Below are 25,070 nucleotides of genomic sequence, written 5' to 3' on the forward strand. Positions count from 1 at the left end.
AGCGATCCTATGTTTCAGAAAGCATTGTGGCTGCAAACATACAAGCAAAGTAAATATATCATATGGTTATTTTGGCTCATTAACTTCTATCTACTATCGTGCAGATATTATTTGGCAGCTGCAGAACAACTAAACTTTTTGCATGATAGTATGAAATGGAAATATCGTTTTCATTACAACTATAGTTTTCCTGAAGAAACTATAGTAATACAAGGTGCACTTGTTATTGTTTTAGGTTGTGTACTCATTGGATGGGATCGTCACAATCAATCTATCGATTTACTTTGGTCGATGCCATTTAAGCGCACACATATCTTTCTTACAAAGTGGCTTTTCGGTGTTTGTAATATTATTGGCGTTCTAGTATTGAACTGGGGGATTTTCGCTATTTTGAAGAAAACAACTTTTCATAATAAGTATCAAATATTTTCACCTTTTCACTATTACTTTTTATACGCAGCCATTGTACTTATTGCAATCTATACGTTAACACTATGTATCGGAACAATTGCTGGAAATGTTGTTTCACAAGGTTTGTTAACTACAATTGTTCTTATTTTACCTTTTGTATTGTCTCTTTTGATTGCTGGATTCATTTCTGTTCATACGAATAAATCGTATTCTAACACTTACGAACAAGAAAATGCATATATGAATAAAGTTGAAAAACTTACTACCTTTTCACCTATGATACATTTTCAAATTTATTTTAATTACGATCCGCAGTCTGCCTATAAAGATAAAACAGGAAAACGAATCAATGAGCCTAACTTTAGCTCAATTCCGTCTCCCTGGATATTAATAAGCCCTATTCTATATACACTGATTTTATTACCATTAAGCACGTACTTATATACTCGGTCACCTAACGAACAGAACGGAAAAATACTACTTTTTCCAAAGCTGCAAAAGCTCTTTATCGTTTGTACGGTAACGTGCTTTGCCTTGCTTGGTGCTCGTTTACTAGGAGGAATCAATTCGTTGGCGAGCTATTATATCGGTTTTCTAGGTACAGGATCTATCTGTTATCTTATTTTATCTCGTCTACTAAAACGGAAATTCTCTTTCATAGGAAGATAACGATTTGTTTAGCCAAGAAAAATATACATTTAAATTGAGGTGAATTACATGTTCCATAAAGCATTATGGATGCGAAACTGGAAGCAAGGGAAATATGTCATTTTGCTCTTTTGGTTCATTACACTATACGCTTTACCTTATAAATATTATGTAGAGGCTCAAAATACGGTTCATTACTTTCAGATGAATATTAAAGATAGTTATTATTTTTATTATTTTGGAGGCAGTGATCCTATCATATTTCCTGCTCTCATTTTAATTGCATTAGCTACCCTATTAATAGGGTGGGAACGAAATAATCAATCGGTCGATTTTCTTTGGGCTATGCCATTTAAACGGTCACACTTATTTTTATCAAAGTGGTTATTCGGTATGGCTCATATCGTAAGTGCACTTAGCGTAAGCTGGTTCCTTATGTATATCGTCTATAAAACTACGATACATGCCGAATATCAATCATTTACACCATTTCATCTATACTTTGCCTATACAATCATGACATTAATTGCAGTTTATACACTAGCTCTTTTTATCGGAACCATTACCGGAAATATTGTTTCACAAGGTGCGCTAAGTTATATCTTAATGATTTTACCTATTTACATTTTTCAGCTTGTGTTTCCTTTCTTTGCATTACATGTTGATTTATCAGAAAAAGAATATAACAATGTCTATGGTAAAAGTTCCATGTATATAGAAAATACAAGTACATTAGCTCCTCTTACGCATTTTAAAATTAACTATGACTATCATCCGCGAAAAGAAGCTACAAAAGATGAATACGGAGACCTACATGCAGGACCTGCTTATCACCATATTCCATCTGCTTGGACAATACTAAGTCCTGCAATTTATATACTTATCTGTCTTCCACTAGGAGCCTATTTATATGCACGCTCACCTAATGAACATAATGGAAAGATATTGCTATATCAAAGACTTCATGTCTATTTCTCAATATGTACTTCCATTTGTTTCGGACTTCTTGGCAGCGAAATTTTCACTAATGGCAGTAAATCTATCCCGCTTCACTATATGTATGTTATAGGGTTTAGCATTTTGACATACGTCATTTTACAACGAATGTTAAAGCATAAACTTTCTTTATATGCAAAATAGCCCCCTAGTCAGAAGGCTATTTTCAGAGTGTTGAAAAACAAACTTATCCATATACACTCGCCTTTCCCCCCTCCTCTTTACGATAGAAAGAGGAGGATTTTTTTATGTACTATGTAGAACAGAACTTGAAAAATGAACCGTACTGCGTTTGCTGCGCAAGTCTGTCATAGATTTAACTTACAAAAAAATAGAAGAAGTAAAGATAATCTACAATGCGATTGCCCTTTATAGTAAAATATAAAAGTGTATAAGACCGAATTTTCAGACACTTGATATGGACTAAAATAGTTCTGAGCGTGGAAAAAGCAGATAAGGGAGAGACTTACATGAGATCCATTGAAAAGGATACATTGTGGAAGCTTATAGAAGTATCAAGAGGGAAGCACCCAGCAACAGCTTGGATTACAGGAGGAATTGTGCTTAATATATACACAGGAGAGCTGGAAAGAAAAGATATCGTTTTGTATGAAGATCGTATTGCTTATGTAGGAATGCGTGAACCGCAAATTGATGAGAACACGCAAATTATAGATGCATCCAGTTTTACATTAGTTCCAGGATACATCGAACCTCATGCACATCCGTATCAGTATTATAATCTTACATCATTTGGAGAATTCGCTTTAAGCTTAGGTACAACTACTTTAGTGAATGATAATCTAATATTTTATTTAAATACAGATCAGAAAGATTTCGAATATTTAATAGACTACAGCAGTCATTTACCTGTTAAAAATTATTGGTGGGCAAGGATGGATCCGCAAAGCAACCAACCGGATATGTTAGCGAAATTCACGACTGAGCGCTTGGTCAGTTTACTTGGTCATAAGCGGGTTATACAAGCCGGTGAATTGACAGCTTGGCCTGCTGCCTTGGCTGGTGATGAAACAATACTTGAAGGAATTGCAGAAGCACGGAGGCTGGGCAAAAGAATTGAAGGGCATAACCCAGGAGCTTCCAGTGAAACCTTAAATGCTTTGGCAGCACTCGGTGTTACAGCTTGTCATGAAGCCATAAATGGAGAGGAAGTAATTAGAAGACTTCGTTTAGGTATGTATGCAACTTTGCGTCACTCCTCCATACGTCCTGATTTGCCAGGCCTAATCAAAGATTTACAAGAGCTCGACTTTGATTTTCCTTCCGCTTCAAGGCTTATGTTAACAACAGATGGCTCCATGCCCCCGTTTCTTCAGCACGGATTAATGGACTATCTTATTAAGATTTCTCTCGATAATGGTGTCCCTTTCCATGCTGCTTATCGGATGGCCACTTTAAATCCTGCAACGTATTATGGATTGGATCAAGAAATCGGTGGAATCGCTCCAGGACGAGTCGCAGATATTCTATTTCTCGAAGATATAAGCAAACCTTCCCCGGTCAAGGTTATAGCAAACGGACAGCTGGTTGTGACAAACAGGCAGCTCTTGAAGCCGTTTCCTGTATGTGATTGGCGACAATTGCAATTTGAACCTATGCACATAGAGTGGCGTGTTCAGCCGGAGTGGCTAGATATGACTACTGAAAACCCGGAAGTCCCTGTGATAGAAATGCTTAATGCGGTTATTACAAAATCCAGTCCAGAAACACTGCCGCTAAAACAAGGCATTATTGAGTTAGAAGCTAGAGAAGGATATTGTTATGTCAGTCTTATTGATCAAAAAGGAAAATGGGTTACTAATGGCATACTAAAAGGGTTTGCCAATCACCTAGATGCTATAGCGACAACCTACACAGCATCTCAAGATATCGTTGTTATAGGACAAAAGAAAGATATTATGGTGAAAGCCGTAAACCAACTGCTCGATCAAGGGGGCGGTACCATATTAATGAGAGGCGAGGAAACCTTATTCAATTTGGAATTGCCGCTTGGAGGGAAAATGAGCAAGTTGCCCATGCATGAACTGATTGTAAAAACGACGGAGCTTGTGCAACTCCTGAAGGAGAGAGGGCATCAGCATATCGATCCATTATATACAATGTTCTTTTTAACATCGACCCATCTACCAGCTATACGCTTAACAGCTGAAGGAGTATATTCTATTAAAGAGAATGCAGTTGTGTCTCCGGTTAAGACAGTAAAGAGTGACTATTTTGTCAGATAAAGTGAAACTTCCATCAGCGGGAGTCTTACTGCCCGCGAATAGCAGAATGAACAACGTGAAAAAAGCCTTCTAGTCAGGAGGCTTTTTTCACGTTGTTTCGTCTTCCACTATAGTTCTTCTCTTCATCCGTCCCAAATCCATCCCCATTTGTCACGATTTGATCTGTCGGTGCGACGACACTTTCAGCAACTTTCCAGTCTCCGTGCTCTTGTACAAACACTTGTAAGAAATAGTTCATTCCATTTAGCTGATACGGATTTTCTTTTTTCACATCATACCGCGCAGCCAAATAATACACTTGTACGTTTTCTTTTCCAAATTTAGCCACATACTGAGGGACTCGCGGAATATACACTGAAGCTTTGGTCAATGATATTTGTTTTACGTTGACAAGAGAAGAACGTTTCACATTATGTAAAGTATCTTGATGACGAATCTGATCACTATGGTAAAATAAAACGGAATTTTGCATGGAACGTACCCATAATTGCGCATATAAAACAGATTCATTATTCGAAATATATTGCAGTTCCTTTTGTACAATTTGTTTCGGAGATGCCGCACTTATTTGTATACTGTAACATAATAAACATATACCGATAATTCCAAAAGAAACGATACGTTTCATAGTCTACCTCCTATTCCATATAGGTAAAGTATAGGAATTTAGGTTAATTTTTATGCAACGTATCTGTTCCATAGGATGATGAAGCCACAAAAAATAGAAAAGCAAAATTGCTTTTCTATTTTTTATAGAACTCTTCCAAAGAGTTCCAATACCATTTCAATTTCTTGATCGCTCCAGTCCTGGAACTTCTCTCTATAATATTCTTTTCGAACATTTTCAAGCTTTTCGGCAACTTCTTTCCCGCTATCCGTAATTTCTAAATAAACAATACGTCTGTCTGAATCAGAGCGCTTTCTCATTACAAGTCCCTTACGAACAAGACGATCTGTAACCGCTGTAATATGACTCGATGTAACGTTCACTTCACTTGCAATTTGCGATGCCATTTGTGGGCTTTTCCAATATAATGCACGCAGTACAGAAAACTCATTCCATGGCATATACTCAGAAAAGAGTTCATTAATATCATTTTGTAATAAACGAATCATTTTTCGAAAGGAAATAGATAAGTCTAAAATAAGTGCTTCTCGTTTTTCGTTCACTGTTCTCGATCCTTTTTTATAATATTTACACATATTATAATGCATGAATACCTTAATTGTATATATTTTCTTTCTACTTAGATTTTCCAATATATTTCTAAATTTAAAGAAAAAATGGACTGATTTCTTTCATATAAATGGAAAAAGGAAGGTGAACAGTTATGCAAATCGGAATGCCCCCATATATACATGATTTACGTAATGGTAAAGAAGCAACTGTTACTGTACAAGGTGAAGGTGTCGTAAAAGCAAAACCTGATGTTGTCGTGTTAACAATTGGTGTTCGTACTGAAGGTACAAATGTAAAGCAAGCACAAGAAGAAAACGCTGCTCTTTCTACTCAGTTGCTTGCATCCTTAAAACAGCTTGGAATTACAGAGCAAAATATCAAAACACTTTCTTACACCATTACACCGCAATATGAACATGTGAACGAAAAGGCTATTTTACGCGGTTATCAAGTTGAACATTTATATGAAATTATTGTATTGAATGTACAAAAAGCAGGAGAAGTATATGAAGCAGCTGTAGCAAACGGCGCAAACGTCGCCAAAGGACTTGTATTTCGCGTTTCAGATCCTAACGCTTACTACAAACAAGCATTAGTACTCGCTGTGCAAAATGCCCAAGAAAAAGCAAGAACGATTGCTAGTACATATAGTCTAAATATAAATCCCATTCCCATTTCTCTCGTTGAAGAGTCCTCTCAAATGCCGCGGGAATTTGTTGCTTATTCCGCTGTCCATAGTGGTGCTCCTCCTATTCAATCAGGAGAATTGGAAATCATTTCAACGGTACGCGCTGTTTTTACCTATATTTAATTATATCCAATAAAAAGAAGTAAACGTTCTCATTTTAGTTATTGAAAAAACCTTTCGTTTTGTTATAATAAACAATGGTGAGTCCTGCATAGGGATATCACGGGCGGGAGAGGGATATAAAAAAGAAGGTTTAACATGAAAGGAATTCTTGAAAAAACATTTAAATTAGACCTACATCACACATCGCCAAAACAGGAAGTACTCGCTGGTGTAACATCATTTTTCACGATTGTTTATATTATGATTGTGAATGCATCGATTTTATCAGATGCTGGTATTCCTCTTGAAGCAGGAATTTTAGCAACTGTCTTCAGTTCATTTGTCGGATGTCTATTGATGGCATTTTGGGCAAATGCACCAGTGATTCTTGTGCCAGGCATGGGAGTAAATGCGTTTTTCACGTACACAGCTGTGCATACGCTTGGTTTAACTTGGCAAGAAGCATTAGCAGCTGTCTTTATCGCTGGTATTATTTTTACAATTGCTGCGTTTACACCTATTGCTCGCACGCTTTCTGCCGCAATTCCAAAGTCGTTAAAAGAAGCTATTACTGTCGGTATCGGACTATTTTTAGCATTTATCGGTTTGCAAAAAGGTGGTCTTGTCGTTGCGAATTCGAATACTGCTGTTGCATTAGGAAAATTAAGTAGTCCAGTTGTTTTAGCAACACTGCTTACCCTTATTGTTGCATTAGTTTTATTTATTCGTAACGTACGTGGAAACTTTTTATGGACAATCGCAATCGGAACAGGAATTGCTTGGTTATTTGGTCTTGTTGATACAAGTCAAGTTGGCAATAGCTCATTTTCATTTGCTAACTATGGTGATGTGTTTGGTGCAATGTCATTCGGGAAACTCGCTTCTTTACCATTTTTAATTGCAACGTTCTCATTGAGTATGGTACTCATTTTTGAAAACATGGGACTGTTGCATGGTTTGTTAGAAGATCAGCGTAAATTCTCTCGTGCTTATCAGGCAAATGCAATTTCAGCGATGACATGCGGTCTATTTGGCACAAGTCCAACTGTTTCTACAATAGAAAGTGCTGCTGGTATTACAGCGGGCGGCAAGACAGGTCTGACGTCTATCGTCACTGGTGGATTATTCTTTGCCTCATTATTTGCTTTGCCGTTTGTAAAGCTGATTCCAGATAGTGCCATCGCTCCAATCTTAATTATTATTGGCGGTTTAATGATTACAAACATTCAACAAATTCCTCTGAACGATTTTTCAGAAGGATTTCCAGCGTTTTTAATTATCGTTATGATTCCGCTCACATATAGCATCGCTGATGGTATCGCTTTTGGATTCATTGCATATCCAATCTTAAAAGTAGCACTCGGTAAGCATAAAGAAGTTGCAAAACCTCTTTATATTATCACATGTCTCTTCTTACTCATGTTTGTGTTACCTGCCATTGGCTAATAAAAAGACGCCGGGAATTCCCGGCGTCTTTTTATTTAAACCAACCTTTTTTATAAAACCATACCATCATTCCACCACCAATAAGAGCCATTATGGCTAAACAAACATAATAACCATTCACCCATTTTAACTCTGGCATATTGTCAAAATTCATTCCATATACACCAACAATAAATGTTAATGGCATGAAAATGGTTGAAAAAACGGTTAATGTTTTCATAATGTTATTCATATGATGAGAGTTTAGTGAAAAGTAACTATCCCGGATATCCGCTGTTAGCTCTCGGTTTGTTTCAATCATCTCAGACAGCTTTAACAGGTGATCATAAATATCTTTAAAATAAATTTCATGATCATTCCCACCATAAAAACGTGTTGAATTTAAAATACGATACAATAAATCACGCATTGGTACAATTGTTCTTCGCAATTTTGATAAATCAGTACGAATATCAAATACCTCTTCTAATACAGTACTTGTTATATTTCCTGTTAAATTATCATCAATTGCATTCAAATGATCTTCAATATAATATACTGGAGCAAAATAATCATCGACAATTTGGTCAATAATCATATGGGTCACATGAAGAGTACTTCTCTTTATTCGCTGTCTTTCCCCAAGTTTATCCCACGCCCGTTCAATTGCCTTATTATGCGAAAAGTGAAAGGATACAACAAAATGATCACTAACGAATAAATCAATTTCATGTGGCTCTAATCCCTCTTCACTAAAAGCATGAAGAACTAAAAAATTATACCCTTCATAAAAGTCAACTTTCGGCCTCTGTACATATTCTAGACAATCTTCAATCGCAAGAGGATGGAATTTGAAATAGTCTTGTAAAATATATGTATACTCTTCTTTTGTCGGTTTACATAAATCTAGCCAAAACCACACAATATCTTCTCGCTTTGTTTCTTCTAATGACAAATCATATAATATTTCATTTTCTTTTGTTACTGCACAAATTCTTATCATAGTTTCACCCATTATTATTATAAGCAAAAAAAGCTAAGGAGAAAACTCCTCAGCTTTTTTATCTCACAATTCGTGTACAAATTGTCACTTTATCTTATTTCTCTACGATGCCATGTACTAACTTTGGTTCATCTACGTGTTCTGCAGATACCTTCATGTTTTCGTAAATTTTTTGTTTTACATCTTCTACATTTTCACGGTTTGCGTAAATTGTGACAAGTGATTCACCTTTTTTCACACTATCGCCCACTTTTTTACGAAGCATAAGTCCAACTGCTAAATCGATTTCAGATTCTTTCGTTGCACGGCCTGCTCCTAAAAGCATTGCTGCTGTACCAATTTCATCTGCAACAATTTCAGATACAAATCCATCTTCTTTTGCCTCTACTTCAATCTTATATTGTGCTTGCGGCAATTTAGAAGGATCATCTACAACTGAAGCGTCACCGCCTTGTGCTGCTAAGAACGTTTTAAATGATTCTAGTGCTTTTCCGTTGTTCATAACTTCGATTAGCTTTTCACGCGCATCTTCTAAAGAAGAAGCTTGTCCAGCTAGATATACCATTTGACTTCCAAGCGTTAAACATAACTCTTCTAAATCTTTTGGTCCTTTTCCTTGCAATGTATCAATCGCTTCTTTCACTTCTAAAGCGTTACCGATTGCCTCACCAAGCGGCTGACTCATATCAGAAATAACAGCCATTGTTTTACGGCCAACATTATTACCGATGCGAACCATTGCTTCAGCTAATCGCTTCGCATCCTCGTCCGTTTTCATAAATGCACCCGCACCTGTTTTAACATCAAGAACGATTGCATCCGCACCAGCTGCAATTTTTTTACTCATAATAGAGCTTGCAATTAACGGGATAGAGTTTACCGTTGCCGTCACGTCACGAAGTGCATATAACTTTTTGTCAGCAGGTGTTAAGTTTCCGCTTTGGCCAATAACAGCGATTTTATTTTCATTTACAAGACGAATAAATTCCTCGTTTTCAATTTCTACATGAAATCCTGGAACTGCTTCTAATTTATCAATTGTACCACCTGTATGCCCAAGACCGCGACCAGACATTTTTGCAACTGGTACACCAAGAGCAGCAACTAATGGACCTAACACAAGCGTAGTTGTATCACCAACACCACCTGTTGAATGTTTATCAACTTTAACTCCTTCAATCGCTGACAAATCAATTGTATCGCCGCTATTTACCATTGCCATTGTTAAATCAGCACGTTCCTGCTCATTCATATCTTGGAAGAAAATTGCCATTGCAAGTGAACTCATTTGGTAATCTGGAATATCACCATTTGTGTAACCTTCAATGATAAAATTAATTTCTTCTGTCGTTAATGCTTTACCATCACGTTTTTTTGCAATTAGGTCCACCATTCTCATTGTGAACTCACCCCTTCATTTGTTTTACAATCGCTTTTACAAGTGCTAAGAAGTTTGCTTTTACACGCTCTGTTGTTTCAATTACTTCATCATGATGAAGCGGCTGATCTAAAATTCCAGCTGCCATATTTGAAATACAAGAAATACCAAGTACCTTCATACCAGCATGACCAGCCACAATAACTTCTGGTACAGTTGACATTCCGACTGCATCACCGCCAACTGTACGAATCATACGAATTTCTGCAGGTGTTTCGTATACAGGACCTGTCATCGCAACATACACACCTTCTTGTACTTTAATATTTAAGTCAGCAGCAACTTGTTTTGCCATTTTGCGAAGGTCTTTATTGTATGCTTCAGACATATCAGGGAAACGTACGCCCATCTCAGAATCATTTGGTCCGATTAATGGATTATGACCCATAAAGTTAATATGGTCTGAAATTAACATTAAATCTCCTGGCTCAAATGATGTATTTACACCGCCAGCAGCATTTGTAACGATAACTGCTTCTACACCTAACTCTTTCATAACACGAACTGGGAATGTTACTTTTTGCATATCGTATCCTTCATAGTAATGGAAACGACCTTGCATTGCTACAACTGTAACACCTTGAAGTGTACCAAATACAAGTTGACCAGCATGGCCTTCTACAGTAGACACAGGAAACTCAGGAATTTCACTGTACGGTACAGCTACTGCATTTTCGATTTCATCAGCTAATACACCTAGACCTGAACCAAGGATTAACCCTACTGTTGGTGTTTCTTGAAATTTCCCTTTTAAATATGTAGCAGATTTTGAAATTAACTCGCGATTCATTTGATATTCCTCCTTATTTATCTAGCTCGTTTAAGAAGCTTTGTCCGTATTTTGGCATTGTTACACCGAAGTTTTCTGCAACTGTGGCACCGATATCAGCAAATGTTTGACGAAGCGGTAATTCTTTTCCGCCCTCTTTCATACTTGGACTATATGCTAATAATGGTACGTATTCACGTGTATGGTCTGTACCGGGATGAATTGGGTCATTACCATGGTCAGCTGTAATAATTAACAAGTCGTCTTCTTTTAACTTTTCAAGTACTTCAGGAAGACGTGCATCATATTCTTGCAGCGCATCTCCATAACCTTGAGGATCACGGCGATGACCAAACAGCGCATCAAAGTCAACAAGATTTACAAAGCTTAAACCTGTAAAGTCCATATTCGCTGTATCTGCAAGCTTATCCATACCATCCATGTTAGATTTTGTGCGAAGAGATTGCGTTACGCCCTCTCCATCATAAATATCAGAGATTTTACCGATTGCAATTACATCATAATTGGAATCTTTTAATTCGTTCATAACTGTGCGTCCAAACGGTTTTAAAGCATAGTCATGACGGTTTGGCGTACGTGTGAAGTTTCCTGGCTCACCAACGAATGGACGAGCAATCACACGACCTACCATATATTTTTCATCAAGTGTTAACTCACGTGCAATTTTACAAATGTTATATAATTCTTCAAGCGGTACAACTTCTTCATGAGCTGCAATTTGCAATACACTATCAGCAGATGTATACACAATTAATGCGCCTGTTTCCATATGTTCTTGTCCAAGTTCATCCAGAATTCCTGTTCCAGACGCTGGTTTATTCCCGATGATTTTACGCCCTGTTTTCGCTTCTAGTTCATCAAGTAATTCCTTTGGGAATCCTTCTGGGAATACTTGAAACGGTGTATCAATGTACAGGCCCATAATTTCCCAATGACCTGTCATTGTATCTTTTCCCATAGATTTTTCTTGCATTTTTGTATAATATGCAAGCGGCTTCTCTGCTTTTGCAATCCCTTTCATTTCACGGATGTTACCAAGACCTAATTTCATCATGTTTGGCATTTGTAATCCGTTCATATGCTCTGCAATATGGCCAAGTGTGTCAGAACCTTTATCGCCATATTTCTCAGCATCTGGTGCTTCTCCAATTCCTACAGAGTCCATTACGATAAGGAAAATACGTTTATATTTACTCACAACTGTAACCTCCTATATATGCTACTAATGTAGTATGTTCAAATCGCTGTAAAAACTTCCTTCTTCTTCTAAGTCAGATGTCAGACATCTCATGCTGCTATCATAACATGTTCACGCTTTCTTTTTAAGAAATTTTTAGCACATTTCGTTTTTTTTTCACATTTTCATTGTAATATATTCTACCTAGAAGCGCTAATGTTTCCCAACATACAAATAAAAAAACAGCTCTTTAAAAGAGCTGTTTTTTATTTCACTTCAACTTTTTCTTCTTTATGATCATGAAGATCACCTTTTTTCACATGAACCTTTACATTATATGTTCCTGCTTCTTTAAATGTATAAGTACTTGTATACTCGCCTTTGTTACCTTCTTTTGCTGGAATAAACTCATGCTTTTCTGCACCGTCTTTCCAAATTTCAAGTTGAACTTCCGCACCAGTTAATGCTGCTTCTTTTTGTTGTACATGTGCTTTCAGGGTAGATTCTGTATTTGCTTTCACGCCATCTGCCATCAGATGAATCATTGTATCGCCATGAGCATGATCGTCATGATGACCATCTGCTTCTTTTTTTGTATCCTCAACTTTTGCATTTCCAACAGCCACTTTTACTTCTGGCATCACATGCATATCACGTGCATTTGTATGTGCGATAATATGGTAAACACCATCAGATGGGAATGTTTTATCGATTGCATAAACACCGTTACCTTTATTCTTCGCGTCTAGCATCTCTTTTTTCTCGTCGCCATCTTTCCAAATTTCAAACTTTACATCATCTGCATCTGTTACTTTTTCTTTCCCTTGTGTAACAATTGCTTGTACTTCTACTTTTTCATTCGGCTTTAATGTTTCAGGGTTCGTTTTTATTTCTACCTTTACTTCTTCAAGCGACTTACTCTTTTTCGTTGTCTCGTCTGATTTCGTATTACAACCAGCTAACGCTAGCATTGTGATAAATAATGTAATTAAAAGTTTTTTCATCATAACTTCCTCCTTCTTCCTATCTTAGTATAGAGGAAATATGTGTTCATATTCTAGCCATCTGCTGAAAACAATGTACGAAATGTTTGTGAAGTTTTTGTGAAGTGCTTTCATTTTATCCCGCTATTCGCGGACAGTAAGACCACCACTGTTGGAAGTTTCACTTTCCAATAAGAAAAGGGCATGAATACTCATGCCCTTGGATGAAACTGTTTATATACATCTTTTAATCTAGCTTTTGAAACATGCGTATAAATTTGTGTTGTCGAAATATCAGCATGACCAAGCATTTCTTGTACTGCCCTTAAATCTGCACCATTCTCTAATAAGTGCGTTGCAAAGGAATGACGTAACGTATGCGGTGTAAGTTCTTTTTGAATATTTGCTTCTTGTGCAAGTCTCTTTAAAATCTTCCAAAACCCTTGGCGAGATAAACGGTTTCCATGATGATTTAAAAAGAGCGCTTCGGCCATTTTCTTTCCTAATAGTTCCGGTCTTCCTTTTTCAATATAATACTGAATCGCTTCTGTCGCTAAACTGCCAAGAGGGATAATTCTCTCTTTATTTCCCTTTCCGACGCAACGAACAAAGCCCATTGTTAAATGTACATCTGATAAGTTTAATTCAATTAATTCAGAAACACGTAATCCTGTTGCATATAATAACTCTAACATAGCCTTGTCACGAATTCCAAATGCACTTGTTCCTTTCGGTGTTTGCAATAGTGCTTCCACTTCATTAATTGATAACACCTTCGGTAGTTTACGTTCACCTTGAGGCGTTTCAATATGTACAGATGGGTCGTGTTCCACAACACGTTCACGTAATAAAAATTGATGAAACGATCGTACAGATGCAATGTGACGCGCCATTGTTTTCGAAGATTTCCCATTATCTTTTAGATGATGTAAAAAGTTCACAATATGCATGCGCGCCACATCATGAAAAGATGTAATTTGTTCTACTTTTTGTAAATACTTCGTATAACTTTTTAGATCGCGCTCATATGATACAACTGTATTTTGAGCTAGCCCTTTTTCAACAACCATATAATGAATAAAGTCTTGTAATTGATCTTCCAATCTTCTCTACTCCCCATTTTCATAGAAAAAAATCATTCTGTTGACGAAAGCATCCTTTGCAGGCTCCTCTGTTCCAGATACCTTTTCTACCATTCCTTCTTTAGGTTTTTCATAACGATGATAACTTTCATATTCTTCATTTATCCATAGTATAGCGAAATAAAACAAAATGGTACAACTGATAAACAATAAAAATACCTTCATACCATCAAAAATAACTTGAATTGCTCGGCGCATTGTGAATTCCTCCAAAATTTATGTTATTACAACATATGCCAAGCTTTTCATCATTTATACCTAATTATTGAAAACACCCGCCACTTCTCCCTCTAAAATCTTGAGTTAAAGAATCTTATCCATTTTCAATAAAAAAACCTCTTCCTAACTAAATAGGAAAAGGCTAATTTTCTTCTGCTAATTTTTCTTGACACTTTTTGCAAATACCATGGAACGTTAAGCGATGGTCTTTTACTTTAAAGCGCCACTCAGTTTCTACTCTTTTTTCTACTTCACAAAGTAAATCTTCTTGAATTTCTTCTACTGCACCACATTCTGTACAAATTAAATGATGATGAAAACGTGATGCTCCTTCTTGTCTTAAGTCATAGCGCGAAACACCGTCACCGAAATTAATCTTGTCGACAATCTTTAACTCGGATAATAATTCCAAAGTCCGATAAACGGTTGCAAGTCCGATCTCTGGCGACTTTTCTTTTACAAGGAGGTAAACATCTTCCGCGCTTAAATGGTCTTCTTCATTTTCTAGCAGCACGCGAACCGTAGCTTCACGCTGTGGTGTTAACTTATAACTCGCTGCATGTAATTGCTTTTTAATTCGATCAATTCTTTCTTCCATTCGGTACTACTCCCTCCCTCGCCACTCTTACCCCATTATATCAGAAGAAGGAGAACTGTCAAAAGAAAAGTAATCAAAATCACTTGATAATAATTCTCAAAGTATAATTATTTTTTGTTAATAGTATCCATGACTTGTTTCATAAACATTGGTGATACATAAGCTTCAATCCCTGAAGCAATTGCTAACACTGCACCGATAATAAGAAAAAAGCAAGTGTATCGGATAAAAAGTGGTAATAGGGGCTCATTTATTTTTCGGATAAATTGATGACGGATCATGCGCAAGGAAAAGTTAGCGGCAATCGTCGTCATAATAAGAAATGTTGGAATAATGATTAAATTTTGTGGAAGTACAGCCACAAATGCTAATAATAAACCATTCCACCCAAGTTGACTTACTAAGAAACCTACTGTAAAACCAACAACGACTCCTTTTAAAAATAATAAAATAAAAATAAGTGGCAAACCAATAATGGAGATGCCTAAAATCCAAATAAAACCAATATATTTTAGTTGCGATAAGTAGCTTTCGCAAAACATTTCACCTGCATTTGCAAATTGCCCTTTGGAGACTTGTCCAAAAAAACGACTTAAATAAAAATACAAATCTTGTTTTTGACTTATTTGTAAACTATTCACAAGAATCGCCCCAAAAATAACGCCCATTAATAAAAGTACAGCTACAAATACATATAATGAAGAATATTCCTGTACATGATATGTTACACGATCTTGCCAAGACGATTTCCTTAGCATATTACGTCCCTCCGTTCTTCCTCTTACTAGAATGTATGATAGAAAGAAAAAAGTATGACGAATTAACATTGAAATTCTACGCCACTTTGCTAAACTTAAAAGTAGAGAATAGGAGGGATTTCGTTTGAAACAACTATTATTAGATTTTCCAACATTATTTCAGACCGAGCGTCTGCAGGTACGTAAACCGTTCCCTGGGGATGGGGCAGAAGTTTATGAGGCAATTCAAACTTCTTTAGAGGATCTACAGCCATGGATGTCTATTGCACATGAAACTGAAGAATCAGCAGAATCAGCAGTAAGAGCCGCGCATGGAAAGTTTTTACTTCGTGAAACATTACCGTTTCATCTATATGATAAAACAACAGGTACATTCATCGGTGCGCTCACCCTTCACCCAGAAAACTGGGATATTCCAAAATTTTCTATCAGTTTCTGGCTTCATAGCTCCTACACAAAACAAGGGTATATGACAGAAGCATTAAAAGGGGCCGTTCAATTCGCCTTCGATAAACTCAGAGCAAAACGACTTGAAATTCGCTGTGATGCCAATAATACAAATGCACGATTAGTAGCAGAGCGCCTAGAGTTTATTCTAGAAGGTACGTTAGAAAATGACTTTCTTGCTCCTGATGGTAGTTTACGTGATACATGTGTATATGCAAAAATACAATAAAAAATCACTTCTAGGGACTGTCATTGAAGCTAGATACCTTTGAGATTTATAAAGTGAAACTTCCGCCAGTGGGGTGGGGTCTTCATCCCCCACCTATCTTCTGTAGACAAGCGGAAGCGGCTCGCCCTGAATCTTAAGGTGGAGGTCTTACTGCCCGCGCATAGCGGGATAAAAAAAGACGCTACAGCTAGTCATCTTTAAATTTCAAAATAAAAACACTCGCTTTACGCGAGTGTTTTTATTTTTTCAACTGTAGATATTGAATTGCAAACATTGTTTTCGCATCATGAATACGTTGTTCTTTTATAAATTGAAGTGCTTCTTCTAATGATACTTCCATTAACTCAACGAACTCATCCTCATCAAGATCCGCTTTGTCTTCCTTCTTCTTCAAGCCAGTCGCTTCATATACATACACAATTTCATCTGCAAACCCTGGTGATGTGTAAAATGACGTAACGAGCTTCATGTTATCACATATGTACCCTGTTTCTTCCTCTAATTCACGAATTGCTGTTGCTTCAGGTTTTTCTCCCGGTTCTAACTTTCCAGCAGGAATTTCTACAAGCGCTTTTTCCATCGCTTTGCGATACTGTTCAACTAACACAATTTTCTCGTCATCTGTAATTGCAATAATCGCTACCGCACCAGGATGCTTCACAATTTCACGTTTACTCGTCTCACCATTTGGCAATACTACTTCATCAACACGAACTTTAATTACTCTTCCATCAAAAATAGGCTCAGTCGCAATCGTTTTTTCTTCAAGATTACTCATAAGACTTCATCTCCCTGTTCTATTTCCTAGTCTTTCTTCATACATTCTATCACATTGAAAGGAGCGAAACGAAAATGAAAGTGTACATTTTACCAAATCGAGTAACGTTAGTCGGAAAAGCTTGGGAAATTCGTCATATGCTAAAACAATATGAACAACGTTATAAAACTGTTCATGACTGGATTACAAATACACAAAAGTAAAGTGTTTGTGAAACTCCTTACGCTTTCGTACAATAAAAGTAAGGAGGTTAATGATGAAAACACGTAAATTAGGAAATTCAGATTTATATGTAAGTGAAATTGGCCTTGGATGCATGTCACTGGGGACAAATGAAACAGAAGCCATTCAAATCATTCATGAAGCGTTAGATTTAGGTATTAATTTTTTAGATACAGCCGATTTATACAATTATGGATTAAATGAAGAGTTTGTCGGAAAAGCACTGCAAGGAAAAAGAGAGCAAGTTGTACTTACTACAAAAGTTGGGAACCGCTGGACAGAAGAAAAAAACGGTTGGTCCTGGGACCCTTCTAAGGCATATATAAAAGAGGAAGTAAAAGAGAGCTTACGCCGATTAAAAACGGATTATATCGATTTATATCAGCTACATGGCGGAACAATTGAAGATAATATTGACGAAGTCATTGAAACATTTGAAGAACTAAAACAAGAAGGAATCATTCGTCATTACGGAATTTCTTCCATCCGTCCTAATGTCATTCGCCAATATGCAGAGCGTTCTAATATAGTAAGTATTTTAATGGAATATAACATATTAAACCGCCGCCCAGAAGAATGGTTCCCATTCTTGCAAGAACATAATATTAGCGTAATTGCCCGCGGTTCACTCGCAAAGGGCTTATTAACTAGTAACAATGAACAGAAATTAGCTAAAGTGAAAGAAAAAGACTATCTCTCTTACAATTATGATGAAGCAAAACACATCGTATCTCGTGTAAAAGAAATAACAAATAATCGCTCTCTAACAGAAACCGCGCTTCAATATTGCCTACATACCCAGGCAATCGCAGCCCTCATTCCAGGCGCAAGTTCAATTGACCAATTACGTGAGAATGTAAAAGCAGGCACTACAAATTCATTGACAGACGAACAATACACACACATTCAAGCAATTGCAAAATTAGATACATATGAATCTCATCGATAAAAAAAGCTACCGAAAAACCGGTAGCTTTTTTACATCGTATCGTATTTCTCTGGATTTGTTCCTGAACGCTTATTACAATCGAGTTTATCAATTTGCCCTACTTCTTCTTCCGTTAATGAAAAATCAAAAATATGAAAATTTTCTGCAATGCGAGAAGGTGTAACAGATTTCGGAATTGTTACAATCCCACTTTGAATATCCCAGCGTAAAATAACTTGAGCAGGTGTTTTCCCATATTTTTTAGCAATCTCTTGAATAACCGGATGTTCAAATACCTCTCCGCCTCGCATAAGCGGACTCCATGCCTCCATTTGAATTTGTTCTTGCTGACAAAAATTGCGAAGTTCAAATTGTGCTAACATTGGATGAAGCTCGACTTGATTCACCATTGGTTTAATATGACAATTCGCCAATAACTGCTTTAAATGATGAATATGGAAGTTTGACACACCAATCGCACGTACTTTTCCTTCTTCATACAATTTTTCAAGAGCGCGATATGTATCTACGTACTTTCCGCGTATTGGCCAATGGATTAAATATAGATCCACATAATCCATCTGTAACTTCTTTAAACTTGTTTCGAATGCTTTAAGCGTCGTTTCATATCCTTGTTCATCGTTCCATACTTTTGTTGTAATAAAAAGCTCTTCACGAGCAATTCCAAATTCACGAATTGCTTCTCCGACACCGCTTTCATTTTCATAAATAGTAGCTGTATCAATTGCACGGTATCCGACCTCTAACGCAGTATGTACCGCTCGTTTTACTTCCTCTCCTTCTTTTGCTTTATATACTCCTAAGCCTAGCATTGGCATTTTCACACCGTTCTGAAGTGTTGTTGTTGGAATATGCATAAAAAAACTCCTCCTTTACTCCATTATGAACAAGAAAAAAATAAAAAGTCAAAGAAAGCAATCAGTTTACATAATCTTTTTATGTCAAGAAATCAAAAAAGTAAATAATCCCCATTTTTTGCATTTAATACAAATCACCTTCACCTACTTCTTTTTTAAGAAGTAATTTCTTGCTTTCTTCATTCTTTTATCTTACAGTGTAAGCGTAAAACAAAATACACAAAGTAGAGGGAAAAAGATGAAAGCTCTTGCATTTGACACATTTGGAGAACCAGAAGTATTGCAATATAAAGAAATTCCCGATCCCGTTATTGGACCTAATGACATTCTTGTAAAAATGAAGGCAATCGGTTTAAACTTTGCCGATGTCTATAGAAGAAAAGGAAATTATCACCTTGCTGGTCAACCACCATACATTTTAGGTTACGAAGGCGCTGGAATTGTAGAAATGGTAGGAAATAATGTTACGACTATAAAGCAAGGAGATTCTATTGCATTTGCAGATGTTCCATATGCAAATGCAGAGCTTGTAGCGGTTCCAATAGAGAAAGCAATTCCACTTCCAAATCATGTTCCATATGAAACAGCTGCTTCTATTTTACTGCAAGGTTTAACAGCTCACTATCTAACTCATGATAGCTATGCAGTAAAGGAAGGAGACATTGTACTCGTACATGCTGCTGCTGGTGGTGTAGGACAGCTTCTTGTACAAATCATAAAATTACTAGGCGGTAAAGTGATTGCCCTCACTTCTTCTATCCAAAAAGCAAAAACTGCCGAAGAAGTTGGCGCAGACTGGGCCTTTTTGTATGAGGATGATTGGAAACAGAAAGTCATGCATGCGACTAACGGAAAAGGTGTAGATGTTGTATATGAATCTGTTGGCTCTACGCTGATGGATAGCTTTGAAGCAACACGTATTGGAGGAACCGTTGTTTTTTACGGAATGGCAGGAGGCGATCCAGCTCCTGTAGACCCGCGCATGCTTATGGATACATCTAAGACGCTAACCGGCGGGGATCTATGGAATGTACTCACTTCTCATAAAGAACGCGTTCTGCGTTCTGAAGAGCTATTTACATGGATTCAACAAGGACAGATCAAATTATCTAAGCCAACTACATTTTCCTTAAGCGAAGGAGCGAAAGCACACCATTATTTAGAAAGTAGAAAAAGCACAGGGAAAATTTTATTACTTCCATAAAACAATTATAAAAATAACGTGCCGCATATACATGGCACGTTATCTTTTCTTCATCCATTCTATAGCTCTTTGCTCCCTATCACGAACAAATGCATCTTTCCCTTCAATATACTGATCAATATCATATGTAAATTGTTTCGCAAGCTCTTGCTTTAACGTCGCATACGCCTCTGCTTCTTCACAATGCTCCATCATATAATCTCGAAAAGAGAGATGACGCATAATTTCTTGATTGCCTGTCTCATATATATGCAAATGATAACTTCTCTTTTCTTCTGTACCGTGCACAAAGAAACGCCGTCCGGATATACCATTTTCTCCCTTTGGTGTATATCCGAGTTCCACAAAGCAATCATTCCAGCTATCCACTTTGTCAATATTCGTAACTTCCATAATCATATCAATAATGGGCTTTGCCGCTAACCCTGGCACAGATGTACTGCCAATATGATGAACTTTCACATGTTCTGGCATTGCTTCCTTTAAACGTTTCGCTTCTTTCTGAAACTTTTCGGCCCAATGATTTTCATAGGGCACTACTTCCACTTTTCTCATGCCCATCCCTCCCGCTATTTGTGGGCAGTAAAAGCCCGATTGATTCAACTAACCATCAGCGGGGGAGAAAGCCCCCCACTAATGGAAGTTTCATTTTACATTCATTTCTTACTTAAAGTCTTTCCATGACAAACTACTTTCACCTAATAATTCTTCAAACGATTTATTTTTTTCACGCTCACGCTGTTCTTTACGCTTTCTCTCTAACTCTGCTTCTTTTTTCTGTTCCTCTTTCTCTTTTAGCTCTTTTTGTTTACTTTTCAGCTGCTTCATTAATGCTTCGTTCAATTGATCTCCAATTGTTACTGTCTCCTTTTCCATTTTCATTCCCGTTTGTGCTTGCTTTTGTTTTTTCTTCGCCATAATCAAATCACCTTTTACTTTTTTCTTTATTATAGTAGAAAATGTAATTTACCAGCAACCACAAGAGCCGCATCTCTATTACTATTAAATTGCGCGAATCCCAATTCCATATGAAGATACAAAACAGTTAATCATCTATAATTAGTTAATTATTTTCTACATAAAAATAAAAAGATTAATTTTTGTAAATTTTCTTAAAATATAGTATTTTATATAGATTGTTTTCTCATAATCTATTAAAATGATGTCGTGTAATGTCAGATTTATATAAAGGGGAGAGACAAAAAACATGTGGAAAAAAATTATACCTGCAGTTGCTGTTTTGAGTACGGTCACGTTTTCAAGTGTATTTGCAGCTCAACCAACATCTACACCAGCACAGGAAAACCGTTACATTGATGTTCAAATACTAGGCATTAATGACTTCCACGGTCAATTAAACACAGTAAAAAAAATAAACAATAAGGACGCAGGTGGGGTCGATTACTTAGCTGCATACTTGCGGGATCGCGAAAAACAAAACCCAAATACGCTGCTTGTTCATGCCGGAGATGCAGTCGGGGCAAGTCCACCAATTTCTGCTTTATTACAAGATGAGCCAACAATTGACATTTTCAATGACCTTGGATTTGATGTTGCAACAATTGGAAACCACGAATTTGACGAAGGTATGGACGAAATGCGCCGCCTTATTTACGGTGGTTATCATGAAAAAACTGGAAACTTCAAAGGTGCTCAGTTCCCTTACGTTGCAGCCAATGTCTATAATAAGACAACAGGACGCTTATTTTTACCACCATTTACAGTAAAGATGGTACAGGGAGTTCCAGTCGGCTTTATTGGTGTCGTCACAACAGAAACACCAAGCATTGTTATGCCTAAAATGGTTGAAAACGTAAAGTTCACAGATGAAGTAGAAGCCATTAACAAGTCTGCACAACAATTAAAACGATTAGGTGTAAAAGCAATTGTTGTATTAGCACACAATCCTGGTACAACGGATGATAAAGGAATTACAGATGGTGATCTCGCTCGCTTAGCTCAAAATACCGATCCAGAAGTCGATGTCATTTTTGGCGGTCATAACCATGCATATGTAAATGGAACTGTAAATGGAAAACTTCTTGTACAAGCTTATTCGTACGGTACAGCATTCGCAGATGTTGACTTAAAAATTGATAAAAAAACAAAAGATATTGTAGAGAAAAAGGCTGAGATTGTTACAACATTTCACGATGGCATTCAACCTGATCCACAAATTAAGAAAAAAGTCGAGCAGTATGCTGAAAAAGTTGCTCCACTTGTAAATGAAATTGTCGGTAAAGCGGCAACTGCTTTAGACAGAAAAGAATCACCTGCTGGAGAGTCAACACTTGGTAACTTAATTGCAGATGCACAGCGCAGTGCGATGAATGGACAAATTGCTCTTATGAATCCTGGTGGTATTCGTAACGATTTAGATGCAGGGGATATTACATGGGGAGAACTATATGGCATTCAACCTTTTGGCAACCAATTAATAAAATCAACATTGACTGGAAAAGATATCCGGGATATTTTAAATCAGCAGTGGCAAAAAGATAAAACACGTATGCTCCAAATCTCTGGCATCACATACAAATGGGACGCTAACAAAGCAGATGGTGAAAAAGTAGTTGATATACACTTATCAAACGGCGAAGCTCTTGTTGACTCGCAAACATACACTGTCGTAGCAAATGCCTTTTTAGCTTCTGGTGGGGATGGTTTTGTTTCATTTAAAAATGGAACAAATACAGAAACAGGACCAAATGATTTAGATGCGTTAGTAGATTATGTGAAGCAAGCAAAATCACCGATCGAAGCAAAAATTGAAGGGCGTATTCAAAAAATAAATTAGCCATTAAAATATACAACTTTCATAAGCATAAGAAATCAAACTTTTACAGGCAGGTCCCCTTTTAAATCTTATTGCCTGCAACTATAAGATAAAAGCGGGAAATCCCGCTTTTATTATCTTTCATGATATCTTTCTAAATATTCTTTCAGTGCAATTTCTACAAGCCTAGACTTGTGTACACCATTTCTAACAGAAAGACAATCTAGCTGTTCTAGTACTTGTTTAGAAAGAGAAAATGTACGTTTTTTTTTCTCTCCTTGTTCCACGGACGTGACACATATTCCACATTCGCGTTTTTGCAACAACTCATAAATATGTTGCAATTGCTCATAAATGAGGCGCTGATAATCTATTTTTTCCTGCTGTAGACTCACAGCTTCTTTTAATTGTAAATGACGAGGTTCTTCCCCTTCTCCAACAAATGTCCTTTTTTTCTGCTCACCATCATATTCATATCCAAGTAATCGTAATTTTTTTGATAGTGTATATGGACTCATTTCCAGTCGTTTCGCAACAATCGCTATCGGTTCACGATTATTTAAACGATCAATAATTTCACCAATTTCCACCTCCTCCCTCCTCTCTATTAAACATAAGATAACGTGAAACTTTCATCAACGGGAGCCTATTGCTTGTTAATGCGGGATAAAATTACTATGTTATGATACAATAATTTCTTATTAGTATATTTAGTATATGATGAAAAAAACAGCACTGTTCAATATATCGCAATCAAAAGGAGGTCGTCCTCATGTTCATTCGCAGCAGCACCCCCTCTTTTTACGATAAAAATAAAAAACACATCGCAAATAGTATTGCTACAATTGAAAATGTTCTTATAAATGATCGGAAACAATCATTACTCATTCGTGGGCAAGATCTCAATCAACCTCTTTTATTATGCTTACACGGTGGACCAGGAATGGCTCAAATTGGCTTTGCACGCCATTTCCAAACAGAACTTGAAAAACATTTTATTGTTGTCAACTGGGATCAGCGCGGAGCAGGAAAATCCTTTTCATGGCGAGATTTCAAAGAACCACTAACAATTGAACAATTCATTTTAGACACACATCAAATAATTGATTATCTTCTAACAAGGTTTCAAAAAAGGAAATTATTTCTTCTCGGGCACTCTTGGGGCAGCATCATTGGATTATTTGCTGCACAGCAATCTCCCCAATACATCGAAGCATATATCGGAGTTGGCCAAATTGTGCATATGAAACAAAACGAGGAATTGCTTTTTGAACATTTAATTCGATCCGCAAAGCAGCGTGGACATGATAGTGCACTCGCCTCTTTGAAAAAACTTGGAAAGCCTCCGTTTTTAGATAAGAGACGACTACTTATCCAAAGGAAATGGCTCGGTATCTTTGGCGGCGCTATTCAAAAGGGGACATTTTTTTCTTTCATTCGAAAAGGGTTTCGATCCCCAGAATATGCATGGATAGACTGGATTAAATTTTTTAGTGGAAATATGAAATCCGGAGAATTATGGAGGGAAATGTTGAAGATTGATTTATTTTCACAAATTCCAAGCGTTTCATTTCCTGTGTATTTTTGTTCTGGACGCTATGACTATCAAACGCCTTATGCACTTGTCCAACAATATTGTGATGTTCTTAACGCACCTATTAAAAAAATGATTTGGTTTCCAAATTCAGCTCATGCTCCAAATTTTGAAGAACATGAGCGTTTTGCAGCAATGTTACTTGATATTAAACAAGAACACTTCTTACTGCACCCTTGATTAAGTGAAACTTTCATCAATCAGACTCCT

27 protein-coding genes are annotated in these 25,070 nt (G+C 36.8%); 11 read left to right on the forward strand and 16 right to left on the reverse strand.

All coding sequences use genetic code 11. The annotated features are described in order from the left end of the window. The first annotated feature begins 9 nt into the window (after nucleotides 1-9). The 3 genes from WAX78_RS06550 to WAX78_RS06560 all read left to right on the forward strand — a co-directional run bounded on the left by WAX78_RS06550 (nucleotide 10) and on the right by WAX78_RS06560 (nucleotide 4,301). Nucleotides 10-1,080, forward strand: a complete 1,071-nt coding sequence (locus tag WAX78_RS06550) for an ABC transporter permease subunit (RefSeq protein WP_336481497.1) — start codon at nucleotides 10-12, stop codon at nucleotides 1,078-1,080. A gap of 48 nt (nucleotides 1,081-1,128) precedes the next feature. Next, a complete protein-coding gene (locus WAX78_RS06555; RefSeq protein ID WP_336481498.1) occupies nucleotides 1,129-2,199 on the forward strand; it encodes an ABC transporter permease subunit in 1,071 nt (356 codons plus the stop codon). 326 nt (nucleotides 2,200-2,525) lie between these two features. Beyond that, nucleotides 2,526-4,301 carry an adenine deaminase C-terminal domain-containing protein gene (locus WAX78_RS06560; RefSeq protein WP_336481499.1) on the forward strand — a complete coding sequence of 592 codons (1,776 nt, stop codon included), beginning with the start codon at nucleotides 2,526-2,528 and terminating at the stop codon, nucleotides 4,299-4,301. Nucleotides 4,302-4,374: 73 nt separating this feature from the next. Here WAX78_RS06560 and WAX78_RS06565 read toward each other — a convergent pair whose 3' ends face one another. Together WAX78_RS06565 and WAX78_RS06570 are read right to left on the reverse strand one after the other, a co-directional pair. Continuing rightward, a complete protein-coding gene (locus WAX78_RS06565) occupies nucleotides 4,375-4,929 on the reverse strand; it encodes a hypothetical protein (protein ID WP_336481500.1) in 555 nt (184 codons plus the stop codon). A 122-nt stretch (nucleotides 4,930-5,051) separates the two neighbouring features. Next, on the reverse strand, nucleotides 5,052-5,471 hold the full coding sequence (locus WAX78_RS06570; protein ID WP_336481501.1) for a MarR family winged helix-turn-helix transcriptional regulator: 420 nt from the start codon (nucleotides 5,469-5,471) through the stop codon (nucleotides 5,052-5,054). A gap of 161 nt (nucleotides 5,472-5,632) precedes the next feature. Between WAX78_RS06570 and WAX78_RS06575 the strand changes: the two genes are divergently transcribed. Both WAX78_RS06575 and WAX78_RS06580 read left to right on the forward strand, forming a co-directional pair. Further along, nucleotides 5,633-6,292 carry an SIMPL domain-containing protein gene (locus WAX78_RS06575; protein WP_336481502.1) on the forward strand — a complete coding sequence of 220 codons (660 nt, stop codon included), beginning with the start codon at nucleotides 5,633-5,635 and terminating at the stop codon, nucleotides 6,290-6,292. Between the two features lie 135 nt (nucleotides 6,293-6,427). Next, nucleotides 6,428-7,717, forward strand: a complete 1,290-nt coding sequence (locus WAX78_RS06580; RefSeq protein WP_336481503.1) for an NCS2 family permease — start codon at nucleotides 6,428-6,430, stop codon at nucleotides 7,715-7,717. A gap of 31 nt (nucleotides 7,718-7,748) precedes the next feature. Here the strand turns inward: WAX78_RS06580 and corA are convergent, their stop codons facing one another. The 9 genes from corA to spoIIM form a co-directional block, all read right to left on the reverse strand. After that, nucleotides 7,749-8,711, reverse strand: coding sequence for a magnesium/cobalt transporter CorA (gene corA / locus WAX78_RS06585; protein WP_336481504.1), 963 nt, complete (start codon nucleotides 8,709-8,711; stop codon nucleotides 7,749-7,751). A gap of 82 nt (nucleotides 8,712-8,793) precedes the next feature. Then, nucleotides 8,794-10,098 (reverse strand): pyrimidine-nucleoside phosphorylase, encoded by a 1,305-nt coding sequence (locus WAX78_RS06590; RefSeq protein WP_336481505.1) that lies wholly within the window; start codon nucleotides 10,096-10,098, stop codon nucleotides 8,794-8,796. Between the two features lie 7 nt (nucleotides 10,099-10,105). Further along, nucleotides 10,106-10,927, reverse strand: coding sequence for a purine-nucleoside phosphorylase (locus WAX78_RS06595; RefSeq protein ID WP_336481506.1), 822 nt, complete (start codon nucleotides 10,925-10,927; stop codon nucleotides 10,106-10,108). 13 nt (nucleotides 10,928-10,940) lie between these two features. Beyond that, entirely contained in the window at nucleotides 10,941-12,125 is a 1,185-nt protein-coding gene (deoB, locus tag WAX78_RS06600) for a phosphopentomutase (protein ID WP_336481507.1), read from the reverse strand. Between the two features lie 245 nt (nucleotides 12,126-12,370). Further along, nucleotides 12,371-13,111, reverse strand: a complete 741-nt coding sequence (locus tag WAX78_RS06605; protein ID WP_336481508.1) for a FixH family protein — start codon at nucleotides 13,109-13,111, stop codon at nucleotides 12,371-12,373. A gap of 188 nt (nucleotides 13,112-13,299) precedes the next feature. Beyond that, entirely contained in the window at nucleotides 13,300-14,190 is an 891-nt protein-coding gene (gene xerD / locus WAX78_RS06610) for a site-specific tyrosine recombinase XerD (RefSeq protein WP_336481509.1), read from the reverse strand. Nucleotides 14,191-14,196: 6 nt separating this feature from the next. Continuing rightward, the gene (locus tag WAX78_RS06615) at nucleotides 14,197-14,427 is read right to left on the reverse strand and encodes a YqzK family protein (RefSeq protein ID WP_336481511.1); all 231 of its coding nucleotides are present in this window, start codon (nucleotides 14,425-14,427) and stop codon (nucleotides 14,197-14,199) included. Between the two features lie 163 nt (nucleotides 14,428-14,590). Continuing rightward, on the reverse strand, nucleotides 14,591-15,046 hold the full coding sequence (gene fur / locus WAX78_RS06620; protein WP_336481512.1) for a ferric iron uptake transcriptional regulator: 456 nt from the start codon (nucleotides 15,044-15,046) through the stop codon (nucleotides 14,591-14,593). Nucleotides 15,047-15,153: 107 nt separating this feature from the next. Then, a complete protein-coding gene (spoIIM, locus tag WAX78_RS06625; RefSeq protein WP_336481513.1) occupies nucleotides 15,154-15,804 on the reverse strand; it encodes a stage II sporulation protein M in 651 nt (216 codons plus the stop codon). 124 nt (nucleotides 15,805-15,928) lie between these two features. Here spoIIM and WAX78_RS06630 point away from each other — a divergent pair, with 124 nt between their 5' ends. Then, entirely contained in the window at nucleotides 15,929-16,480 is a 552-nt protein-coding gene (locus WAX78_RS06630) for a GNAT family N-acetyltransferase (protein ID WP_336481515.1), read from the forward strand. Nucleotides 16,481-16,718: 238 nt separating this feature from the next. Here the strand turns inward: WAX78_RS06630 and WAX78_RS06635 are convergent, their stop codons facing one another. After that, entirely contained in the window at nucleotides 16,719-17,258 is a 540-nt protein-coding gene (locus WAX78_RS06635) for an NUDIX hydrolase (RefSeq protein ID WP_336481516.1), read from the reverse strand. Nucleotides 17,259-17,332: 74 nt separating this feature from the next. Here WAX78_RS06635 and mciZ point away from each other — a divergent pair, with 74 nt between their 5' ends. Then, entirely contained in the window at nucleotides 17,333-17,461 is a 129-nt protein-coding gene (gene mciZ, locus WAX78_RS06640) for a Z-ring formation inhibitor MciZ (protein ID WP_272186983.1), read from the forward strand. A 53-nt stretch (nucleotides 17,462-17,514) separates the two neighbouring features. Continuing rightward, on the forward strand, nucleotides 17,515-18,429 hold the full coding sequence (locus WAX78_RS06645; RefSeq protein WP_336481517.1) for an aldo/keto reductase: 915 nt from the start codon (nucleotides 17,515-17,517) through the stop codon (nucleotides 18,427-18,429). A 29-nt stretch (nucleotides 18,430-18,458) separates the two neighbouring features. On the opposite strand, the gene WAX78_RS06650 is transcribed toward WAX78_RS06645, so the two are convergent. Beyond that, nucleotides 18,459-19,286, reverse strand: a complete 828-nt coding sequence (locus WAX78_RS06650) for an aldo/keto reductase (protein ID WP_336481518.1) — start codon at nucleotides 19,284-19,286, stop codon at nucleotides 18,459-18,461. Between the two features lie 238 nt (nucleotides 19,287-19,524). Between WAX78_RS06650 and WAX78_RS06655 the strand changes: the two genes are divergently transcribed. Beyond that, nucleotides 19,525-20,490, forward strand: a complete 966-nt coding sequence (locus WAX78_RS06655) for a quinone oxidoreductase family protein (RefSeq protein ID WP_336481519.1) — start codon at nucleotides 19,525-19,527, stop codon at nucleotides 20,488-20,490. A 39-nt stretch (nucleotides 20,491-20,529) separates the two neighbouring features. Here WAX78_RS06655 and WAX78_RS06660 read toward each other — a convergent pair whose 3' ends face one another. Beyond that, entirely contained in the window at nucleotides 20,530-21,045 is a 516-nt protein-coding gene (locus WAX78_RS06660) for a GrpB family protein (protein ID WP_336481520.1), read from the reverse strand. A gap of 108 nt (nucleotides 21,046-21,153) precedes the next feature. After that, on the reverse strand, nucleotides 21,154-21,408 hold the full coding sequence (locus WAX78_RS06665) for a YqkE family protein (RefSeq protein WP_336481521.1): 255 nt from the start codon (nucleotides 21,406-21,408) through the stop codon (nucleotides 21,154-21,156). A 289-nt stretch (nucleotides 21,409-21,697) separates the two neighbouring features. Between WAX78_RS06665 and WAX78_RS06670 the strand changes: the two genes are divergently transcribed. Next, nucleotides 21,698-23,287, forward strand: a complete 1,590-nt coding sequence (locus WAX78_RS06670; RefSeq protein ID WP_336481522.1) for a bifunctional metallophosphatase/5'-nucleotidase — start codon at nucleotides 21,698-21,700, stop codon at nucleotides 23,285-23,287. A gap of 113 nt (nucleotides 23,288-23,400) precedes the next feature. On the opposite strand, the gene WAX78_RS06675 is transcribed toward WAX78_RS06670, so the two are convergent. Beyond that, nucleotides 23,401-23,856 carry a ribbon-helix-helix domain-containing protein gene (locus tag WAX78_RS06675; protein WP_336481523.1) on the reverse strand — a complete coding sequence of 152 codons (456 nt, stop codon included), beginning with the start codon at nucleotides 23,854-23,856 and terminating at the stop codon, nucleotides 23,401-23,403. 182 nt (nucleotides 23,857-24,038) lie between these two features. Here WAX78_RS06675 and WAX78_RS06680 point away from each other — a divergent pair, with 182 nt between their 5' ends. Next, nucleotides 24,039-25,040 carry an alpha/beta fold hydrolase gene (locus WAX78_RS06680; protein ID WP_336481524.1) on the forward strand — a complete coding sequence of 334 codons (1,002 nt, stop codon included), beginning with the start codon at nucleotides 24,039-24,041 and terminating at the stop codon, nucleotides 25,038-25,040. The last annotated feature ends 30 nt before the right edge of the window (nucleotides 25,041-25,070 follow it).

Origin of the sequence: Bacillus yunxiaonensis (genome assembly GCF_037104695.1) — a bacterium.
In the GTDB taxonomy this organism is placed as follows: domain Bacteria; phylum Bacillota; class Bacilli; order Bacillales; family Bacillaceae_G; genus Bacillus_A; species Bacillus_A yunxiaonensis.

Coding starts and splice junctions, on each gene's coding strand:
- WAX78_RS06565 (WP_336481500.1), bottom strand. CDS start 4,929: ATGAAACGTATCGTTTCTTTTGGAATTATCGGTATATGTTTATTATGT.
- WAX78_RS06615 (WP_336481511.1), bottom strand. CDS start 14,427: ATGCGCCGAGCAATTCAAGTTATTTTTGATGGTATGAAGGTATTTTTA.
- WAX78_RS06655 (WP_336481519.1), top strand. CDS start 19,525: ATGAAAGCTCTTGCATTTGACACATTTGGAGAACCAGAAGTATTGCAA.
- WAX78_RS06645 (WP_336481517.1), top strand. CDS start 17,515: ATGAAAACACGTAAATTAGGAAATTCAGATTTATATGTAAGTGAAATT.
- corA (WP_336481504.1), bottom strand. CDS start 8,711: ATGGGTGAAACTATGATAAGAATTTGTGCAGTAACAAAAGAAAATGAA.
- WAX78_RS06595 (WP_336481506.1), bottom strand. CDS start 10,927: ATGAATCGCGAGTTAATTTCAAAATCTGCTACATATTTAAAAGGGAAA.
- WAX78_RS06575 (WP_336481502.1), top strand. CDS start 5,633: ATGCAAATCGGAATGCCCCCATATATACATGATTTACGTAATGGTAAA.
- WAX78_RS06605 (WP_336481508.1), bottom strand. CDS start 13,111: ATGATGAAAAAACTTTTAATTACATTATTTATCACAATGCTAGCGTTA.
- WAX78_RS06665 (WP_336481521.1), bottom strand. CDS start 21,408: ATGGCGAAGAAAAAACAAAAGCAAGCACAAACGGGAATGAAAATGGAA.
- WAX78_RS06670 (WP_336481522.1), top strand. CDS start 21,698: ATGTGGAAAAAAATTATACCTGCAGTTGCTGTTTTGAGTACGGTCACG.
- WAX78_RS06580 (WP_336481503.1), top strand. CDS start 6,428: ATGAAAGGAATTCTTGAAAAAACATTTAAATTAGACCTACATCACACA.
- WAX78_RS06590 (WP_336481505.1), bottom strand. CDS start 10,098: ATGAGAATGGTGGACCTAATTGCAAAAAAACGTGATGGTAAAGCATTA.
- WAX78_RS06550 (WP_336481497.1), top strand. CDS start 10: ATGTTTCAGAAAGCATTGTGGCTGCAAACATACAAGCAAAGTAAATAT.
- WAX78_RS06650 (WP_336481518.1), bottom strand. CDS start 19,286: ATGCATATTCCAACAACAACACTTCAGAACGGTGTGAAAATGCCAATG.
- spoIIM (WP_336481513.1), bottom strand. CDS start 15,804: ATGCTAAGGAAATCGTCTTGGCAAGATCGTGTAACATATCATGTACAG.
- WAX78_RS06560 (WP_336481499.1), top strand. CDS start 2,526: ATGAGATCCATTGAAAAGGATACATTGTGGAAGCTTATAGAAGTATCA.
- WAX78_RS06660 (WP_336481520.1), bottom strand. CDS start 21,045: ATGAGAAAAGTGGAAGTAGTGCCCTATGAAAATCATTGGGCCGAAAAG.
- mciZ (WP_272186983.1), top strand. CDS start 17,333: ATGAAAGTGTACATTTTACCAAATCGAGTAACGTTAGTCGGAAAAGCT.
- WAX78_RS06635 (WP_336481516.1), bottom strand. CDS start 17,258: ATGAGTAATCTTGAAGAAAAAACGATTGCGACTGAGCCTATTTTTGAT.
- fur (WP_336481512.1), bottom strand. CDS start 15,046: ATGGAAGAAAGAATTGATCGAATTAAAAAGCAATTACATGCAGCGAGT.
- WAX78_RS06680 (WP_336481524.1), top strand. CDS start 24,039: ATGTTCATTCGCAGCAGCACCCCCTCTTTTTACGATAAAAATAAAAAA.
- WAX78_RS06555 (WP_336481498.1), top strand. CDS start 1,129: ATGTTCCATAAAGCATTATGGATGCGAAACTGGAAGCAAGGGAAATAT.